An 18,012-nucleotide genomic window follows, 5' to 3' on the forward strand; every position below is an offset into this window, starting at 1 on the left:
CACCCTGTCACCCGGAGTGCTACCCGATGGCTACCGTCCTGTGCGTGCTCTACCCCGATCCCGTGGACGGCTATCCGCCGCGCTACGTGCGCGATGCGATTCCGGTCGTCACGCATTACGCGGACGGTCAAACCGTGCCGACGCCCGCCGGCCCGCCCGGCTTCCGGCCTGGCGAACTCGTCGGCTCGGTGTCCGGCGCGCTCGGCTTGCGCGGCTACATGGAAGCGCACGGCCACACGCTGATCGTCACGAGCGACAAGGACGGCCCCGACTCCGAATTCGAGCGCCGGCTCCCCGAAGCAGACGTGGTGATCTCGCAGCCGTTCTGGCCCGCGTACCTGACGGCCGAACGGATCGCGCGCGCGCCGAAGCTGAAGCTCGCGCTGACGGCCGGCATCGGCTCCGATCACGTCGATCTCGACGCCGCCGCGCGTGCGCACATCACCGTCGCCGAAGTCACCGGCTCGAACAGCATCAGCGTGGCCGAGCACGTGGTGATGACGACGCTCGCGCTGGTGCGCAACTACTTGCCGTCGCATGCGATCGCGCAGCAGGGCGGCTGGAACATCGCCGATTGCGTGTCGCGCAGCTATGACGTCGAAGGCATGCATTTCGGCACGGTCGGCGCGGGGCGCATCGGGCTCGCGGTGCTGCGCCGGCTGAAACCGTTCGGGCTGCATCTGCACTACACGCAGCGCCACCGGCTCGATGCATCGATCGAGCAGGAACTCGCGCTCACGTATCACGCCGACGCCGCGTCGCTCGCGAGCGCCGTCGACATCGTCAACCTGCAGATCCCGCTGTACCCGTCGACCGAGCACCTGTTCGACGCGGCGATGATCGCGCGCATGAAGCGCGGCGCGTACCTGATCAACACCGCGCGCGCGAAGCTGGTCGACCGCGACGCGGTCGTGAACGCCGTCACGTCCGGGCATCTCGCGGGCTACGGCGGCGACGTGTGGTTTCCTCAGCCGGCGCCGGCCGATCACCCGTGGCGCACGATGCCGTTCAACGGGATGACGCCGCACATCTCCGGCACGTCGCTGTCCGCGCAGGCACGCTACGCGGCCGGCACGCTGGAGATCCTGCAATGCTGGTTCGACGGCAAGCCGATCCGCAACGAATACCTGATCGTCGATGGCGGCACGCTCGCGGGAACGGGTGCGCAGTCGTACCGGCTGACGTGACGACGCCACGCTGGACGCTCGACGCGCGGCGGACCATTCAGTCGAGACAGTAGGCGGCGAGCTTGCCGACGGTCACGACCGCCTGCTCGATTTCCGGCGACCACGGGCTGCTGTAGTTCAGGCGGATGAAATTCCGGTAGCTGTCCGCGATCGAGAACATGTAGCCGGGCCCGATCGTGATCCCCTGCTCCAGCGCGAGCTGGTACAGCCGCATCGCATCGACCTGCACGGGCAGCTCGATCCACAGCACGTACCCGCCCGCCGGGCTCGAAATGCGCGTGCCTTCCGGGAAAAACCGCGACACCATCGTCCGCATCAGGTTCGCCTGCTGCGCATACGCCTTGCGAATCCGCCGCAGGTGATGCTCATAGCCGTCGCGTTCGAGAAACTCCGCGATCGCGAGCTGCGGCAGCGACGGCGTCGCGAGCGTGTTCAGAAATTTCAGCTTCTCCACCTGCTCGCGATAACGCCCCGGCAACGCCCAGCCGATCCGGTACGCGGCCGTCAGACTCTTCGAGAACGACGCGCAGTGCAGCACGATGTCGTGACGGTCGAACGACTTCAGCGTGCTCGGATGCATGTTGCCGAAGTACAGTTCGTTGTACACGCCATTTTCGATGATCGGCAGGTCCGCTTTCGCGGCGAACTCGACCAGTTCGCGCTTGCGCTCGTCGGGCATCTGGAAGCCGAGCGGGTTCTGGAAGTTCGGCATCACCATGCATGCCGCGATCGGCTGCGACTTCGCGATCGCGGCCAGCGCCGCGATGTCGATCCCGTATTCCGGGTGCGTGGCCACCTCGATCGCCTTCATCCCCATCCGCTCGATCGCGTGCAGCATCGCGTAGAACGTCGGCGATTCCACCGCAATCGTGTCGCCGGGCTTCGCAACGGCCTGCAGGCACAGGTTGATCGCCTCCGTCGCGCCGACCGTCACGATGATCTCGTTCGGGTCGACCGACATCCCGTTTTCCAGGTAACGGCGCGCGATCTGCCGGATCAGCCTCGGATGGCCGGGCGGCAGCCCGTCCGTCACGCCCCACAGCGACTTGTCGCGGCCGGCCGCATACGCGTAGCGGTTCAGCTTCTCGAACGGGAACAGGCTCGGATCCGGATACGGCGAGCCGAGCGGCACCGCGTCGTCCGTACCGATCGAGCGCAGCGTCGACAGCACGAGCCGGCTCACGTCGACCGACGACGAGATCGCGATCGGTTTCGACGGCCGCAGCTCGCGTACCGGCGCATGGCTGTCGTCGCGCCGCAGGTTCACGAAATAGCCCGACTGCGGGCGGCTTTCGAGCAGCCCGCGGCTTTCCAGCAGCAGATATGCATGCAGCACGGTCGTGATGCTGATCCGGTGCTGCTGGCTCGCCTGCCGCACCGACGGCACACGATCGCCGTGTCGATATACGCCTTGCCGGATGAGTCGCTCTACGTCGTTTGCAAATTTCTCGTAGAGCTTCATCCGCCTCGCCCCGCCAGCGGTGAACCGGCCTGCGATGCATGGGCGGCATGGCCGCGCCGGTGCACGAAGCCGGATAGCCGTGCCCGGGCGCGGGCGTCCCGGTGCGAACCTCGTCCGTTATCGAAATTGAAGGCGGATAGCAATGCGAATCTCATCAAGACAAGGTTCGGCATCCTACTGCGTCATTTCGACGAATGTAAGTGACAGTTTGGCGAGGAAACGTGAAATCCGGCCGGCGTGGTGAACAGATTAGAACGCGACGGCGAACGGCCTCGCGCGATCGCACGAGGTCACGCTCCGGGCGCGATCCCGGCGCACGTCATCACGGATTACCGATGGCCGTCGGGCGGCAGTCACGCGAAGCCCGGCCATGCGCGGGCCTCGCGTGCGTTCAAGCGTCGTCGACGTTGTCCGCGTAGTGATCGATCGCGACCTTGCACTCGTCGAACACCACCGTCAGCATCGCGACGTCGTTCGACTCGACCCACTTGCGGATCTGCAGGAACTGCCCGGTGCCGAGATCGGCGACACGGGCCGGATCGTCGGTCGTCACGTCGACGTTGACGATCGCGCGGTTGCCGGGCAGCGGCGACAGCGTCGCCGCGATGTCAAAGCGACGGTACGATTGATCGATGCGCATGCGGTTCTCCCGAAGCCGTTCGAAAGGGATGGTCTCAATCGAGTGCCTGACGGTAGACCTTGCCGCCGAATCCCGTCACGACGTTGTCCACCGAGAACGGCGTGTCTTCCTTCGCCTCCAGAATGACCGCGACGCTGCCGGGCACGAGCCGTGCCGCAACCGTCTCGACGAACGTGCCGTCGAGCAGCGCGTTGCCGGCCGCTTCCGCGAGAATGCCGGCCCCCGCGCCGGCCGCCATGCCGGTGACCACGCCGAGCGGCCCGGCCAGCAGGCCGAGCAAGCCGCCCGCGATCGCGCCGATCACGCCGCCCTTGAACGGCCGCGATTCGGCGTGGAGTACCGCGAGCTTGCCGGTCGCGTCCTTCTCGACGACGACGCCGTTCTCGACGTGGAATCCTTCGTCCTTCTCCGACAGCGCCTCGAAATCGTTCGCGGCCTCTCGGGCCGTGTCGACGCTGCCGAACACGGCGACGATCAGTTGCTTGGTCATTCGACACCTCGCTCGGTTGGATAGTCAGTTGCAGCCGCCGCCGCACATGCGGCACGGCCGGATTCGATTCAGATGCCGGTGGCCGCCGCACGCGCACGCGCCGCATCGGCATACGCGTGCGCAGCCGCCCGCTGCAGCCCGGCGACGGACGGCGCGCGAGCCAGCACCGGATCGGCATCGCGCGTGTCGCGCGCCAGCCGGTAAGCGTTCGACGCCGCATGCTGCAGTTCGATCGCCTGTTTCGTTTCAACGGTATGCGTGCTCATCCGGCACCCTCCTGGCAGAGACATGGACCATGCATACGGCTTGCCGCTCGTGCGTCACCGGCGCGCATGCGCATCCTCCTCGACATCGTCGACGTCGGCCGGAAACCGATGCTGGCCGAAACTCAGGATCAGCACGCCCACCGCGAGCAGCACGATGCCGAACGTTGTCATCAGCATCCGTTCGGGGCTGTCGGTCGCGCCGCGCAGGATCAGGTCGCGCGCGAGCGACGTCATCGCAATGAACAGCGGAAACCGCACCGGCAGCCGGCCGAGCCGCAGGTAGCGCACGTCCATCGCGAGCACTTCCAGATACAGGAACATCAGCAGCAGGTCGGTCAGCGATACTTCGCCCGCGAGCACGACCTTCCACGCTTCCTGCGTCATCGCGAACGCGGTCGCGAGCCCGATCACGATCAGCCCGGCCAGTTCGGCCGCGTGAAGGAAATGGCCGAAGCGGCGGCGAATGCGCTCGGCGGGCGAGCAGGGAATGGTGGTCGTATTCAAGGTGACAGTCGCTGTGTTGAGGCATGGGCGGCACCGGGCGGCGGCGGGAAAACCGCATCACGCGCGGCGGCATGCACGGCATCGTGCGCATCCGGCCCATCCGCCGCTTGCGGACCGGCCGCGCCAATCGCCTGCTCGACCGCGGACAGCGTCCGGCGGCAGCACACGTGGAACGCGTCGCCCGCGTCGGTGCAGGCGACATCGTCGTGCTCGCGGCACAGCAGCAGGCGGCAGCCGAGATACCGTTCGAGACCGTCGATCCGTTCGCTCACCTGCGCTTCGTCGAGCCGCAGTTCGGACGCGGCGCCGGACAGGCCGCCATGCTCGACCACCGCGACATACACACGCATCGCTTCCAGCAGGTTCATGATGACGCTCCTCGTCGGCGGGCGCAGCGGGACCTAATCTACTGCACGCGGCACCGGTGCTCAAGAGCACAGCGCCGCGCACGCCAGGAGTACAGCTGCGCGGGCATCGCACGAAATCCGGCCCTGTTTGACGCATTCGAATGACAGATTGGCAATACGTGTTCCAAAGACTGGCCGAAGCTGCTAGATTGCTTGCTCGACGACGTTACGCGGTGCGGGCAGGTCACGCGCCGTGCGGCCGGCCGCCACCGCTGCGGCCCGTTGCGCGAGATCCGCGCAATGTCCTTCATCCGCATGACACAAAGAGAACAGTCGCATGACACAGTTCAACCGTTCGCCTTCGCGCACCACGGCACTTCCGTCCCGACATGACTGACCGGCAGGCCACGATGCAGACACCTCCCCCGCTCTCCCAAAACGTTCACAGCACGATCACGCGCAGCGCGATCTTCCTCGTGGCGACGATCAATCCCGGCGCCGATCACGCCGACACGATCCGTTCATGGTGCGGCGACATCGCCGCGCTCGTGCGCTCGGTCGGCAAGCGCGTGCCGGGCGGCAACCTCACCTGCGTGTGCGGCTTCGGCGCCGACGCCTGGGATGCGCTGTTCGGCAACCCGCGCCCCGCCGCGCTGCATCCGTTCCGCGAATTCGGTGCGGGGCAGCGTGTCGCGGTCGCGACGCCGGGCGACATCCTGCTGCACATCCGCGCGGAAGCGATGGATCTGTGCTTCGAACTCGCGACGCAGCTGCTCGGCGCGCTCGGCGATGCCGTCACGGTCGTCGACGAGGTGCACGGCTTCCGCAATTTCGACCAGCGCGCGATGATCGGCTTCGTCGACGGCACCGAGAACCCGGAAGGCCGCGAGGCGGTCGACTTCACGGTGATCGGCGACGAGGATGACGAATTCGCGGGCGGCAGCTACGTGATCGTGCAGAAGTACCTGCACGACATGGCCGGCTGGAACGCGCTCGCGGTCGAGACGCAGGAGCGCATCATCGGCCGCACCAAGCTCGCCGACATCGAGCTCGCGCCGGACGTGAAGCCGTCGTGCTCGCACAGCTCGCTGACCACGCTCGACGAGGACGGCCAGGAAGTGAAGATCCTGCGCGACAACATGCCGTTCGGGCGCCCGGGTTCAGGCGAATTCGGCACCTACTTCATCGGCTATGCGCGCTCGCCGGCGCCGATCGAGCAGATGCTCGAGAACATGTTCGTCGGCCGCCCGCCCGGCAACTACGACCGCCTGCTCGACTACAGCCGCGCGGTCACCGGCTCGCTGTTCTTCGTGCCGTCCGCCGATCTGCTCGAAGCGCTCGCCGATCGCGCGGCGCCGGCCGCAGACGCCGCGCAGCCGGAAGCGACGTCAGCCACGCCGCATCGCGAAGGCTCGCTGAAAATCGGCTCGCTGAAAGGCGTGCCGTCGTAAGGCAAGGTGCCGACGGCAGTCCGGCGCGCAACCCCGCGCCGGGCGTGTCCGGAACGGCCGTCGTTCAGTCGGCCGGGGCGCGCGTGCGGAGAGGGCGTGCGGCGCTGCACAGGGGCTGCCCCTCGCGTGCAGGCCGTGACGCGCAGAGGCATGCATTCCCGGCGCTCGGCCTCGACGAATCAGCCGACCAGGATATACAGCCAGTTCTTCGGCAGCGCCCCACCCGGGCCGTTGCTGCATGCCAGCAGCCGCTCACCGGACCGAGGGTGCGTGATGCCGGTACGGAATGTCTCGATCGCCTTGCGCTCCAGCCGGTCGAACGCGTTCCCGACCAGGTTGTGCGCTTCGAGGTAGATCGGGCACATCAGTTTGAAATCGGGCTTGGTGGCTCGATGTTTCGCCAGCCGGGTGTACAGGTCACTGGTGATGCCGATATAGAACTTGCTGTACTCCGGCTTCGCGGCAAACGAGTTCAATACCTGCCGCAAATGCCCGATGACATCCTCGTGATTGATCACGCCCGTCTTCAACATGTATTTGTCTTCGGGCGAAACGAGTTGCAGTGCCATGAACGACCTCCACGTGTTGTGAAGCTTCAATAGGCTGTGTCTATGATTCATCCGCGCCCGGTCGCGACGACTGAACGCCGCCCAACCCCGGCTTCCGGAAACCCTGCCGGATGAATGTTCGTAAGAATGCACGACACGCGACAGGCCGTCGACCGGAAATGATTCCGCACAGCATCGAACGCAGCCCGAACGGCGTTACCGCCGGCCCGCCCCTGGTATCGCGGCCATCCCATCGCCGCATGCCGCACGCGCACACACCCTCGCCCCACACGCGAATTGCAGAACAGTTGCGCCACCGCAGGGTGTCGTTTCGATTTGTGCTGCAGTGGTGTCAATAGAGCCTGCTAATATGCATTTTCGCCCGCGATCGGCATGCCTGGCATCAGGCGCAGTCCTTCAGCCGATTGGCCCACCATGAAGTGTTTTCGCAGACGTGAGGCAACAAGAACCCATGAATAACCTGCACCGCGAACTCGCCCCGATCTCGTCTTCCGCCTGGCAACAAATCGAGGAGGAAGTGGCACGCACGTTCAAACGATCGGTGGCCGGCCGCCGCGTCGTCGACGTCGACGGCCCCGAAGGCCCCGAGCTGTCGGCCGTCGGTACCGGGCACCTCGTCGAAGTCGCCGCCCCGCGCGAGCAAGTGAATGCGCGGCTGCGCGAAGTCCGCACGATCGTCGAGCTGACGGTGCCGTTCGAGTTGAGCCGCGATGCGATCGACAGCGTCGAGCGCGGCGCGCGCGACGCCGACTGGCAACCGGCGAAGGACGCCGCGCAGCGGCTCGCGTTCGCCGAAGACGACGCGATTTTCGACGGCTACCAGGCGGCAGGCATTCTCGGCATCCGCGAAGGCACGTCGAACCGCAAGCTCACGCTGCCGGCGGACGTCGGCGCGTATCCCGACGCGATCAGCGACGCGCTCGAGGCGCTGCGGCTCGCCGGCGTCGACGGCCCGTACTCGGTGGTGCTCGGTTCGGATGCATACACGGCGCTCAGCGAGGCGCGCGACCAGGGCTATCCGGTCCTCGGCCACATCAAGCGGATCGTCAGCGGCGAGATCATCTGGGCGCCGGCGATCAGCGGCGGCTGCGTGCTGTCCACGCGCGGCGGCGATTACGAACTGCATCTCGGGGAAGACGTATCCATCGGCTACACGAGCCATACCGACAAGGTCGTCCGCCTGTACCTGCGCGAAACGTTCACGTTCCTGATGCTGACGAGCGAAGCATCGGTAGCCGTGGCGCCGCAGGGCAACACGGCGGCCTGACCGCGATTGCCCGCGCGCGATGCCCGCCGGGCGTCGCGCGCGACCAGCCGCACCGCCGGCCGCATGTTCGTCGCCGATCGAACCCATCTTGCATGGAGTGTGTGATGAGCGATTCGAATGAGGCATTGCAGGCGCTGCAGGCGTCGGTCGACCACCTGAAGCAGGCGGTCGATGCGAACGCGAGCAGCCAGGCCGGCGACACCGCCGTGCTGTTCACCGTCATGTCGCTGGTCCTGGCGGAGTTGCCGCCCGACACGCGCAACCTGATCGAGGATTCGTTCTCCGTCTGGGCCAATGGTCTACCGAATGCGGCACTGTCAACCGACGTGAAGCAGATCGCCCGGCAACGGCTCGCGATGACCCTCCCGGATTGACCGCGGCACGCCACGGTTGCGCCGTGTCCGGCCCGGACCGTGCAACTCGCCCTCGCCTTCGGCCGTCACACACGCATCGTCTGCGGTGCGTGGGGGGTTGCGCATAGCCGGTCGGGGCACGCACACGCTGCGGCGCTTGCGCCGCGCTTGTCCTCCCGCATCGCCGCCGCCCCGCCCGCAAGCAGCGCCCTGCGCGCCGATGTCGCACCGCGATCCGCTCGCGTTCTGCCCGTTCCCGCCTCCTGCCCTCACCCGCTGCATCCGCCGCGCACGCCCGTGCCGCCGCGCGCCCGCCCGTCTGTACTCCTTGCCACCCGTGCGCACCCGCATACGAGGGTGCAATTCGCGGCCGGGCCGTTGCGGAACTGTGTCTTGGATGGCTTCCGCCGATTCGCTATTTTGAACGCAGTCGAAGCGATGCCGTGGGCTCCTCCCGGCACGCACGCTTGCCGCCCTGACCGCGACCGTGCACGACGCCGACGCGCGCTGCACGACAGCCCGAGCGCTGCCCGCGCGCCGCCGTGTTGCGTGCCGTGCGTTCGCGGTCGGGATGCGCCAAGCGCCGCACCGCATCGGAACTTCACCCTTCGACCCACTTTCACCGACAGGAGCCAGACCACCATGCCCGCACTTTGCGATATCTGCCACGCCCGGCCGGCCGTCGCGCGCGCAACCGTGATGCAGGACGGCGAGCGCAAGACGATCTCGATCTGCGATTACCACTTCCGTCAGCTGATGCGGCATCAAAGCATGCTGAACCCGTTCGACTCGCTGCTGGGCGGTGGCGGCTCGTCGTCGCTGTTCGGCGGGCTCGACGACGAAGCGCCGCTCGCCGCCGAGATTCCGCGCGAATCGGTCGACCCGACCGACGCGTTCAGCGAGCAGACGCTGGAACTGCTGCAGCGCGCGGCCGAGAAGGCGCACGAGCTGCGCCGCAGCGAGCTCGATTCCGAACACCTGCTGTACGCGCTCGCGGACACCGACGTGTGCGCCGCGCTGCTGAAAGAATTGAAGCTGTCGCCGCAGGACATCCGGTCGTACATCGACCAGCATGCGCACACCGGCACGGCCGACCCCGATGCGCCGCTCGACAAGCTGTCGATCTCGCCGCGCGTGAAGAAGGCCGTGCAGTACGCGTTCCAGGCGTCGCGCGATCTCGGTCACTCGTACATCGGCCCCGAGCACCTGCTGATCGGCCTCGCATCGGTACCGGACAGCATCGCCGGCACGCTGCTGAAGAAATACGGCGTGACGCCCGAGGCGCTGCGCCAGAAAGTCGTGAAGGTGGTCGGCAAGGGTGCCGAGGACGGCCGCGTCGATGCGCCGACCGGCACGCCGAACCTCGACAAGTTCGGCCGCGACCTCACCGCGATCGCGCGCCAGGGCAAGCTCGACCCGGTGCTCGGCCGCGCGCAGGAAATCGAGAGCACGATCGAGGTGCTCGCGCGCCGCAAGAAGAACAACCCGGTGCTGATCGGCGAGCCGGGGGTCGGCAAGACGGCGATCGTCGAAGGGCTCGCGCAGCGGATCGTCAACGGCGACGTGCCCGAGGTGCTGCGCGGCAAGCGGCTCGTCGAAGTCAACATCAACTCGATGGTGGCCGGCGCGAAGTATCGCGGCGAGTTCGAGGAGCGCGCGAAGCAGCTGATCGACGAAGTCACTGCGAAGCATGACGAACTGATCCTGTTCATCGACGAGCTGCACACGATCGTCGGCGCGGGTCAGGGCGGCGGCGAAGGCGGTCTCGACATCGCGAACGTGCTGAAGCCCGCGCTCGCGCGCGGCGAGCTGAGCCTGATCGGCGCGACGACGCTCAACGAATACCAGAAGTACATCGAGAAGGACGCGGCGCTCGAACGGCGCTTCCAGCCGGTGTTCGTGCCGGAGCCGAGCGTCGAGCAGACGATCGTGATCCTGCGCGGGCTGCGCGACAGCCTCGAGGCGCACCACCAGGTGACGTTCTCCGACGATGCGTTCGTCGCGGCCGCGGAATTCGCCGACCGCTACATCACGTCGCGCTTCCTGCCCGACAAGGCGATCGACCTGATCGACCAGGCCGCCGCGCGCGTGCGGATCGGTGCGACGTCGCGCCCGGTCGACATCCAGGAAGGCGAAGCGCAGATCGCGCAGTTGAAGCGCGAACAGGACTACGCGACGTCGCGCAAGCGCTTCGACCAGGCGAAGCAGTTCGAGGAGCAGATCAACGAGAAACAGAAAGCCGTCGACGAGATGATGGAGGCGTGGCAGCGCAAGACCGGCTCCGAGACGCTCGAAGTGACCGTCGAATCGGTGGCCGAGGTCGTGTCGCGGCTGACCGGCATCCCGGTGTCCGAACTCACGCAGGAAGAACGCCAGAAGCTGCTGAAGATGGAAGAGCAACTGCGCGAGCGCGTGGTGGGCCAGAGCGACGCGGTGGTAGCTGTCAGCGATGCGGTGCGGCTGTCCCGCGCGGGGCTCGGCCAGACGCACCGGCCGATCGCGACGTTCCTGTTCCTCGGGCCGACGGGTGTCGGCAAGACCGAACTCGCGAAGGCGCTCGCCGAGACCGTGTTCGGCGACGAGCAGGCGATCATCCGCATCGACATGTCCGAATACATGGAACGGCACGCGGTCGCGCGGCTGATCGGCGCGCCGCCCGGCTACGTCGGCTACGACGAAGGCGGCCAGCTCACCGAGCGCGTGCGGCGCCGCCCGTACAGCGTGATCCTGCTCGACGAGATCGAGAAGGCGCATCCGGACGTCTACAACGTGCTGCTGCAGGTGTTCGACGACGGCCGCCTGACCGACGGCAAGGGCCGTGTGGTCGACTTCAGCAACACGATCATCATCGCGACCAGCAACCTCGGCGCCACGATCATCATGGACAACCTCACGCAGCCGGAAGCCGCGCGCAAGACCGACAAGGCGATCCGCGAAGAACTGATGCAGGTGCTGAAGGGCCATTTCCGCCCCGAGTTCCTGAACCGGATCGACGAGGTGATCGTCTTCCACGCGCTGTCGAAGGAGAACATCCGCGCGATCGTGCAGATCCAGCTCGACCGCGTGGTGCGCACGGCCGCCGCGCAGGACATCACGCTCGTGATGGGCGACTCGCTCGTCGAGCACCTGACCGAAGCCGGCTACCAGCCGGAGTTCGGTGCGCGCGAGCTGAAACGCCAGATCCGCCAGACCATCGAGACGCGGCTCGCAAAGGAGATCCTTGCCGACCGGTTGCAGTCGGGCGATCGATGCGAAGTCGACTACGACAAGGCCAGCGACGAAGTGAAGTTCAACAAGCTCGCGGCGCCTGAAGCGAAGGAGGCCAAGGACGCTAAGAAGGACGCCGACGGCAAGGCGAAACCGAACGGCAAGGCGGCCAAGGCCACCGGCGAGGCCAAGGCAGGCGACACGCCCGCCGATGCACCGCCGCCCGCGCCTGCCGCGAAACCGTCCGGCAAGAAGTCGTCCGGCGCGAAGAAGGACGCGCACTGAAACCCCGCGTGCCCCGCTCGCCCGGGGCACGCATGACCGGCTACGTCCATGCGACGGAGCCGCCCCACGCCGCGACACGGCGCAAACCGAGCCGCCCGCATCGGGACCGGCAGATGGAGATTCACATGACAAATCGACGCGAAGTGCCAGGCATCAGGAAGTACGACGGGCCCGCCGGTGGTTGGGGCGCGCTTCGCGCGACAGCCGATGCGGTGCGCACGCAAATGGAAACCATCGAAGCACCGATCGTGCTGATGCGGACCAACCAGCCCGACGGCTTCGACTGCCCCGGCTGCGCATGGCCCGACAAGGAACACAAATCGACGTTCCAGTTCTGCGAGAACGGCGCGAAAGCCGTCACGTGGGAAGCGACGACCAAGCGCGTGACGCCCGAGTTCTTCGCGGCGAATACCGTGTCGTCGCTGCTGCGCATGTCGGACTACGAGCTGGAGAACATGGGCCGGCTCACGCATCCGCTCGTCTATGACCGCGCGTCCGACACGTTCCGCGCAATCGAATGGGACGACGCGTTCGCGCGCATCGGCGAAGTGCTGCGCGCGCTGACGCCCGAGCAGGTCGAGTTCTATACGTCGGGCCGTGCATCGAACGAAGCCGCGTACCTGTACCAGTTGTTCGCACGCGAGCTCGGCACCAACAACTTTCCCGACTGCTCGAACATGTGCCACGAACCGACCAGCGTCGGCCTGCCGCAGTCGATCGGTATCGGCAAGGGCACCGTATCGCTGGAGGATTTCGACCACTGCGAGCTGATCATCTCGATCGGCCACAACCCCGGCACGAACCACCCGCGGATGATGGGCACGCTGCACGAGTGCTCGCGCCGCAACGTGCCGATCATCGTGTTCAACCCGCTGCGCGAACGCGCGCTCGAACGCTTCGCCGATCCGCAGGACATGATCGAGATGGCGTCGTTCGGCTCGACCCGGATCGCATCGACGTACTACCAGGTCGACGCCGGCGGCGACGCGGCCGCATTGAAGGGCATCATGAAGGCGCTGCTGCAGCTCGAAGCCGAGCGCGGCGACGTGCTCGACCGCGACTTCATCGCGCAGCACACGAACGGCTTCGACGCGTTCTCGGCTGACCTCGAAGCCACGTCGTGGGGCGACATCGAGCGCGCGAGCGGGCTCAGCCAGGCGCAGCTCGAACAGGTCGCGCTCGCCTACGCGAAGTCGAACGCGACGATCGTCACGTACGGCATGGGCGTCACGCAGCACAACAAGGGCACGGCAACCGTGCGCCTGATCGCCGACCTGCTGCTGATGCGCGGCAACATCGGCAAACCCGGCGCCGGCGTCTGCCCGCTGCGCGGCCATTCGAACGTGCAGGGCAACCGCACGGTCGGCATCACCGAGAAGCCGTCGGCCGAGTTCCTGAAGAAGATCGAGGACGTGTGCGGCTTCACGCCGCCCGCGCATCACGGGCATGACGCGGTGCAAGCGATGCAGGCAATGATCGACGGCAGCGCGAAGGCGCTGCTGTGCCTCGGCGGCAACTTCGCGGTCGCGCTGCCCGATCCCGAGCTGTCGTTCCCGGCGATGGCGAAACTCGACCTGAGCGTGCATCTCGGCACGAAGCTGAATCGTTCGCACCTCCTGGTCGGCAAGGAAACCTTCATCCTGCCCGTGCTCGGCCGCACCGAACTCGACATGCAGGCAACCGGCCGGCAGTCGATCACCGTCGAGGATTCGATGTCGATGGTCCACGCATCGGCCGGCAAGCTCAAGCCGGCGTCCGACCAGTTGCGCTCGGAGCCCGCGATCGTCGCCGGGATCGCGCATGCGACGCTGCCGAACAGCAAGGTCGCATGGCTCGACCTGATCGCCGACTACGACCGCATCCGCGACCTGATCGACCGCACGGTGTCCGGCTTCGAGGCGTTCAACGAGCGCATCCGCACGCCGGGCGGCTTCCGCCTGCCGCTGCCGCCCACCGAGCGCGTGTGGCCGACGCCGACCGGCAAGGCGATGTTCTCGGTCTACAAGGGCGTGAAGGAAGATGCCGACGTGCTCGGCGCCGAGCAGGTGTTGCGGCTGATCACGCTGCGCAGCCACGACCAGTACAACACGACGATCTATGGACTCGACGACCGCTATCGCGGCGTGTTCGGGCGGCGCGACGTGCTGTTCATGAACCCCGCCGATCTCGCGAAGTACGGGCTCGAACACGGCGACCTCGTCGACATCGAGACGGTCACCGCATCGGGCCGCGCGCTGCGTCTCGAGAAGATCACCGCGATCGAGTACGACATCGCGCCGGGGTCGGTCGGCGCGTACTACCCGGAAGCGAACGTGCTCGTGCCGCTCGACTACATCGACAAGGAAAGCGGCACGCCGTCGTACAAGTCGGTGCCGGTGCGCGTCGCACGCTCCGCGGTGGTCTGAAGCAGCGTCAGGTTCGCGGGCGCGAATCGGCGCGCCCCGCGGGCCTGCCGCCGGCCGCGGGCGCCGTGCCGCGCACGGCTCGCCCGGCTACTTCGCCGCGACCGCCTGGATCTCGACCAGCAGTGCCGGCACGACCAGGCCGCTGACGATCACGACGGTCGATGCGCTCGCATGGCCGCCCAACCGCCGCTCGCGCACGGTGCGATAGAGCGGCACCAGATCCGGACGGGTCAGGAACCCGTCCACCTTGACCAGATCCGACGCCACCATGCCGGCATCGGCCAGCACGGCGAACAGGTTGTCCCAGGCCAGTTCCATTTGCTGCTCGGGATCCTCCGGCACACTGCCGTCGGGCGCGGCTCCGACCTGGCCGGAGATGTGCAGCCAGCGTGCCTGGACCGGCGCCGAGACGCCGTGACTGTAATGGGAAAACGGCTCGGCGACGCCGGCCGGATTATGCAGCTGAAGGGGCATGTTCCTGCTCCACGATCGATTGTCGGGCCCGCCGCGGCCGGTTGTCGGCATCGGCGGATGGAGATGCGATCCGGTCGCGTGTGGCCGTATGCGCGGTCGCATCGCTGCGTTTCCCGCACATCCGGCCGGACCGGACGATGCACTCTACTCCATCTGCGGTTTCCCCATCTCGTCGCGAACGACCGGACGCGTTACCTGCCGGATCCGGGACCGCGGTGCGATGACCGCACGGCAAGCCTGCATCCGGTATTCGGCATTCACCGCCCCCTCCACCACGCAGCGCAGGAGACGGCACCCTGCCCGCCTCCCGCGCACTGAGCCATGCGCCGATCAACGCGCCGCCGTCGGCGGTATCGTCGCGCCCGTCTGCCGGCGCCGATACGCGCTGTCGCGCGTCGCGAGCCAGTAGTACAGCGGCGACGTCAGCGCGAGCCCCACGAGCCACGACAGGTCCGCGCCGCCGAGATGCGCGGGAATCGGGCCTGCATACATCGGCGTGTTCATGAACGGAATCTGCACGAGGATGCCGATCGCATACGCGAGCAGCGCCTGCGGATTGAAGCGGCCGTAGGTCCCGCCATCGGCCATGAAGATCGACTTGATGTCGTACTTGCCCTTATGGATCACATAGAAGTCGATCAGGTTGATCGCCGTCCACGGCACCAGCACGACGAGCAGCGCGAGCACGAGATCGACGAGGTTGCCGACGAAGTTCGTCGACGCGCCGATCGCCGCGTAGCAGCAGGCGACGAAGATCACGACCGACACCACCGCGCGCGCCTTCGCGGTCGGAATCCACTTGTACGCGAACGTCTGCACCGACGTGATCACCGCGAGCACCGCGCCGTACAGGTTCAGCGCGTTGTGGCTGATCACGCTCAGCAGGAACAGCACGAGCATCAGCGGGCCGAGCGGGCCCGTCGCCTGCTTGACCGCATCCATCGTGTCCGCGCCGGCCGGCACCGCGAGCACCGCGACCGCACCGAAGATGAACGCGAGCGTCGAGCCGATCGTGCAGCCGAGATAGGTCGCCCAGAACGTCGACGCCACGCCGACGTCCTCCGGCAGATAGCGCGAGTAGTCCGACACGTACGGCGCGAATGCGATCTGCCACAACGCCGACAGCGACACCGTCGCGAGCCAGCCCGCGAAATCGAAGCCGCCGCGTGTCAGGAAATCGTCGGTCGTCACGTGCGTGAGGATCATCCAGAAGCCGACAACGATACCGATGCCGAGCACCCACGTGCCGATCCGGTTCAGGATGTGGATGAACCGGTAGCCGACTATCCCGATCAGCCCCGACCCCACCGCGCCGATCACGATGCCGACCGGCACCGGCACCGACGACGCGATGCCGTGCACCGACTTCCCGGCGAGCACGATGTTCGACGCAAAAAAGCCGACGTACATCACGGCCGCGATCACGGTCACGAGCAGCGCGCCCCACGAACCGAACTGCGCGCGGCTCTGGATCATCTGCGGGATGCCCATCTGCGGCCCTTGCGCCGAATGCAGCGCCATCAGCACGCCGCCGACCGCCTGGCCGACGACGATCGCGACGATGGCCCACATCAGGTTCAGGTGGAAGATCTGCACGCCAAGCGCGCCGGTCACGATCGGCAGCGGCGCGATGTTGCCGCCGAACCAGAGCGTGAACAGGTCGCGCACCTTGCCGTGGCGCTCCGCGGGCGGCACGTAGCCGATCGTGTGCTTCTCTATCATCGGGGACGCAGTGCGGTCCACGTTCGTCATGGTGATGTCTCCTGTCCTGCGCGGCGATGCGCGCGTGCCGTGTCAGCCGGCGCGCGTTGGGGGACGCGCCTGCCATCGGGTCCGGATACGCGAGCGACGACGCACCGCGTGCCCGCGCGGCGGTGTCGAACGAAACGGACGATGCGCATGCGGGGACGGAATAACTCTCCCGCCGGCGCATGCACGGCCGCCTCGTGAACGTCGTGATCCAGGTTGGAGACGATGGTGCGCCACGCGCATCGCGGCCGGAAAATACTAAAAATATTTCCGGGACATACGAAAAAGCTCTGCAGCGGACATTTCGGCACCGGGGAGCTTTCAGGTAAGGTGCTACGCAAACCATGGACAGATAGCGCCCGCGGCGGCACGCCGGGGCCGTGCATCAGAGGTGCTTGTGGCTCACTACACTTTGCGGCAACTGAAATACTTCGTGACGACGGTGGAATCCGGCAGTGTCGCCGAGGCATCGCGCCAGCTCTTCATCGCGCAGCCGTCGATCTCCAGCGCGATCAAGGGGCTGGAGGAAAGCTTCGGCGTGAAGCTGTTCATCCGCCATCACGCGCAGGGCGTGTCGCTCACGCCGAGCGGCACGCGCTTCTACCGGAAAGCGCAGGAGCTGCTGCGCATCTCGCACGAGTTCGAGCAGAACGCGCTCGCCGACAACGACGTCATCACCGGGCAGATCGACATCGGTTGCTTCGAGACGGTCGCGCCGCTCTATCTGCCGCAACTGATCGCGGGCTTTCGCGAGCGCTACCCGGGCGTGAACATCCGGCTGCGCGACGGCGACCAGCAGGAACTCGTGCAGGGCCTGACGTCCGGCACGTTCGATCTCGCGCTCATGTACGACCACGACCTCGACGGCACGATCGAGACCGAACCGCTGATGCCGCCGCAGCAGCCGTACGTGCTGCTGCCGGAGAACCACCGGTTCGCGGGCCAGTCGCACGTGTCGTTGCGCGACCTCTGCGTCGAGCCGATGATCCTGCTCGACGTACAGCCGAGCCGCACGTATTTCGTCAGCCTCTTTCACGAACTCGGGCTGACGCCGAACATCGTGTTCGGATCGCCGTCGATCGAGATGGTGCGCGGGATGGTCGGCCAGGGGTTCGGCTTCTCGCTGCTCGTCACGCGCCCGCATTCCGAATACACATACGACGGCCAGCGGGTCGTGACGATCGGCCTCAGCGAAACGGTGAGCCCGTCGGGGCTCGTCAGCGCGCGGCTGAAGCGCGGTCAGCTCACGAAGCAGGCGCAGTCGTTCGTCGATTTCTGCCGCGAACGGCTCGCGCAGATCGTCGCGGAAACGGCGCGATAAGGAACAGGAAAACGCACGCGCCGCGGGATGCGGTG

16 protein-coding genes are annotated in these 18,012 nt (G+C 66.9%); 7 read left to right on the forward strand and 9 right to left on the reverse strand.

Annotated elements, in window-relative coordinates:
* The first annotated feature begins 26 nt into the window (after nucleotides 1-26).
* The gene (locus tag QZM67_RS08995) at nucleotides 27-1,187 is read left to right on the forward strand and encodes an NAD-dependent formate dehydrogenase (RefSeq protein WP_301801954.1); all 1,161 of its coding nucleotides are present in this window, start codon (nucleotides 27-29) and stop codon (nucleotides 1,185-1,187) included.
* Nucleotides 1,188-1,224: 37 nt separating this feature from the next.
* Here the strand turns inward: QZM67_RS08995 and QZM67_RS09000 are convergent, their stop codons facing one another.
* From QZM67_RS09000 to QZM67_RS09025, 6 genes are all read right to left on the reverse strand, one after another.
* Nucleotides 1,225-2,649, reverse strand: coding sequence for a PLP-dependent aminotransferase family protein (locus QZM67_RS09000; protein ID WP_043192001.1), 1,425 nt, complete (start codon nucleotides 2,647-2,649; stop codon nucleotides 1,225-1,227).
* 391 nt (nucleotides 2,650-3,040) lie between these two features.
* A complete protein-coding gene (locus QZM67_RS09005) occupies nucleotides 3,041-3,289 on the reverse strand; it encodes a hypothetical protein (RefSeq protein WP_175021728.1) in 249 nt (82 codons plus the stop codon).
* A 34-nt stretch (nucleotides 3,290-3,323) separates the two neighbouring features.
* Complete coding sequence (locus QZM67_RS09010; RefSeq protein WP_043192005.1) at nucleotides 3,324-3,779, reverse strand: DUF1269 domain-containing protein; 456 nt, start codon at nucleotides 3,777-3,779, stop codon at nucleotides 3,324-3,326.
* Nucleotides 3,780-3,847: 68 nt separating this feature from the next.
* Entirely contained in the window at nucleotides 3,848-4,045 is a 198-nt protein-coding gene (locus QZM67_RS09015; protein WP_175021726.1) for a hypothetical protein, read from the reverse strand.
* A 54-nt stretch (nucleotides 4,046-4,099) separates the two neighbouring features.
* Nucleotides 4,100-4,549 (reverse strand): phosphate-starvation-inducible protein PsiE, encoded by a 450-nt coding sequence (locus tag QZM67_RS09020; protein ID WP_043192008.1) that lies wholly within the window; start codon nucleotides 4,547-4,549, stop codon nucleotides 4,100-4,102.
* On the reverse strand, nucleotides 4,546-4,917 hold the full coding sequence (locus QZM67_RS09025) for a LysR family transcriptional regulator (protein ID WP_301801955.1): 372 nt from the start codon (nucleotides 4,915-4,917) through the stop codon (nucleotides 4,546-4,548). The genes QZM67_RS09020 and QZM67_RS09025 overlap by 4 nt, the downstream gene beginning before the upstream one ends.
* A gap of 368 nt (nucleotides 4,918-5,285) precedes the next feature.
* Here QZM67_RS09025 and QZM67_RS09030 point away from each other — a divergent pair, with 368 nt between their 5' ends.
* Nucleotides 5,286-6,347, forward strand: a complete 1,062-nt coding sequence (locus QZM67_RS09030; protein WP_175021724.1) for a Dyp-type peroxidase — start codon at nucleotides 5,286-5,288, stop codon at nucleotides 6,345-6,347.
* Nucleotides 6,348-6,526: 179 nt separating this feature from the next.
* Here the strand turns inward: QZM67_RS09030 and QZM67_RS09035 are convergent, their stop codons facing one another.
* Nucleotides 6,527-6,916, reverse strand: coding sequence for a GIY-YIG nuclease family protein (locus QZM67_RS09035; RefSeq protein ID WP_175021723.1), 390 nt, complete (start codon nucleotides 6,914-6,916; stop codon nucleotides 6,527-6,529).
* A 451-nt stretch (nucleotides 6,917-7,367) separates the two neighbouring features.
* On the opposite strand from QZM67_RS09035, the gene QZM67_RS09040 reads away from it, so the two are divergent.
* From QZM67_RS09040 to QZM67_RS09055, 4 genes are all read left to right on the forward strand, one after another.
* Nucleotides 7,368-8,183, forward strand: coding sequence for a family 1 encapsulin nanocompartment shell protein (locus QZM67_RS09040; protein ID WP_301801956.1), 816 nt, complete (start codon nucleotides 7,368-7,370; stop codon nucleotides 8,181-8,183).
* 104 nt (nucleotides 8,184-8,287) lie between these two features.
* A complete protein-coding gene (locus QZM67_RS09045) occupies nucleotides 8,288-8,557 on the forward strand; it encodes a hypothetical protein (RefSeq protein ID WP_122950572.1) in 270 nt (89 codons plus the stop codon).
* A 621-nt stretch (nucleotides 8,558-9,178) separates the two neighbouring features.
* On the forward strand, nucleotides 9,179-12,028 hold the full coding sequence (locus QZM67_RS09050; protein ID WP_301801957.1) for an ATP-dependent Clp protease ATP-binding subunit: 2,850 nt from the start codon (nucleotides 9,179-9,181) through the stop codon (nucleotides 12,026-12,028).
* A 125-nt stretch (nucleotides 12,029-12,153) separates the two neighbouring features.
* Complete coding sequence (locus QZM67_RS09055) at nucleotides 12,154-14,433, forward strand: FdhF/YdeP family oxidoreductase (RefSeq protein ID WP_301801958.1); 2,280 nt, start codon at nucleotides 12,154-12,156, stop codon at nucleotides 14,431-14,433.
* An 87-nt stretch (nucleotides 14,434-14,520) separates the two neighbouring features.
* Here the strand turns inward: QZM67_RS09055 and QZM67_RS09060 are convergent, their stop codons facing one another.
* Both QZM67_RS09060 and QZM67_RS09065 read right to left on the reverse strand, forming a co-directional pair.
* The gene (locus QZM67_RS09060) at nucleotides 14,521-14,907 is read right to left on the reverse strand and encodes a RidA family protein (protein ID WP_175021718.1); all 387 of its coding nucleotides are present in this window, start codon (nucleotides 14,905-14,907) and stop codon (nucleotides 14,521-14,523) included.
* Nucleotides 14,908-15,237: 330 nt separating this feature from the next.
* Nucleotides 15,238-16,659: a cytosine permease gene (locus QZM67_RS09065; RefSeq protein ID WP_301801960.1), complete on the reverse strand. Its 1,422-nt coding sequence runs from the start codon at nucleotides 16,657-16,659 to the stop codon at nucleotides 15,238-15,240.
* Between the two features lie 394 nt (nucleotides 16,660-17,053).
* Between QZM67_RS09065 and QZM67_RS09070 the strand changes: the two genes are divergently transcribed.
* A complete protein-coding gene (locus QZM67_RS09070) occupies nucleotides 17,054-17,977 on the forward strand; it encodes a LysR substrate-binding domain-containing protein (RefSeq protein WP_043192025.1) in 924 nt (307 codons plus the stop codon).
* Nucleotides 17,978-18,012: the final 35 nt, after the last annotated feature.

The sequence above is a fragment of the Burkholderia sp. AU45251 genome, from assembly GCF_030482905.1.
In the GTDB taxonomy this organism is placed as follows: Bacteria; Pseudomonadota; Gammaproteobacteria; order Burkholderiales; family Burkholderiaceae; genus Burkholderia; species Burkholderia aenigmatica.

Bases quoted from the DNA above. Each gene is read 5' to 3' on its own strand.
- QZM67_RS09055 (WP_301801958.1), top strand. From the start codon at position 12,154: ATGACAAATCGACGCGAAGTGCCAGGCATCAGGAAGTACGACGGGCCC.
- QZM67_RS09000 (WP_043192001.1), bottom strand. From the start codon at position 2,649: ATGAAGCTCTACGAGAAATTTGCAAACGACGTAGAGCGACTCATCCGG.
- QZM67_RS09005 (WP_175021728.1), bottom strand. From the start codon at position 3,289: ATGCGCATCGATCAATCGTACCGTCGCTTTGACATCGCGGCGACGCTG.
- QZM67_RS09015 (WP_175021726.1), bottom strand. From the start codon at position 4,045: ATGAGCACGCATACCGTTGAAACGAAACAGGCGATCGAACTGCAGCAT.
- QZM67_RS09060 (WP_175021718.1), bottom strand. From the start codon at position 14,907: ATGCCCCTTCAGCTGCATAATCCGGCCGGCGTCGCCGAGCCGTTTTCC.
- QZM67_RS09050 (WP_301801957.1), top strand. From the start codon at position 9,179: ATGCCCGCACTTTGCGATATCTGCCACGCCCGGCCGGCCGTCGCGCGC.
- QZM67_RS09030 (WP_175021724.1), top strand. From the start codon at position 5,286: ATGACTGACCGGCAGGCCACGATGCAGACACCTCCCCCGCTCTCCCAA.
- QZM67_RS09045 (WP_122950572.1), top strand. From the start codon at position 8,288: ATGAGCGATTCGAATGAGGCATTGCAGGCGCTGCAGGCGTCGGTCGAC.
- QZM67_RS08995 (WP_301801954.1), top strand. From the start codon at position 27: ATGGCTACCGTCCTGTGCGTGCTCTACCCCGATCCCGTGGACGGCTAT.
- QZM67_RS09035 (WP_175021723.1), bottom strand. From the start codon at position 6,916: ATGGCACTGCAACTCGTTTCGCCCGAAGACAAATACATGTTGAAGACG.
- QZM67_RS09025 (WP_301801955.1), bottom strand. From the start codon at position 4,917: ATGAACCTGCTGGAAGCGATGCGTGTGTATGTCGCGGTGGTCGAGCAT.
- QZM67_RS09040 (WP_301801956.1), top strand. From the start codon at position 7,368: ATGAATAACCTGCACCGCGAACTCGCCCCGATCTCGTCTTCCGCCTGG.
- QZM67_RS09010 (WP_043192005.1), bottom strand. From the start codon at position 3,779: ATGACCAAGCAACTGATCGTCGCCGTGTTCGGCAGCGTCGACACGGCC.
- QZM67_RS09065 (WP_301801960.1), bottom strand. From the start codon at position 16,659: ATGACGAACGTGGACCGCACTGCGTCCCCGATGATAGAGAAGCACACG.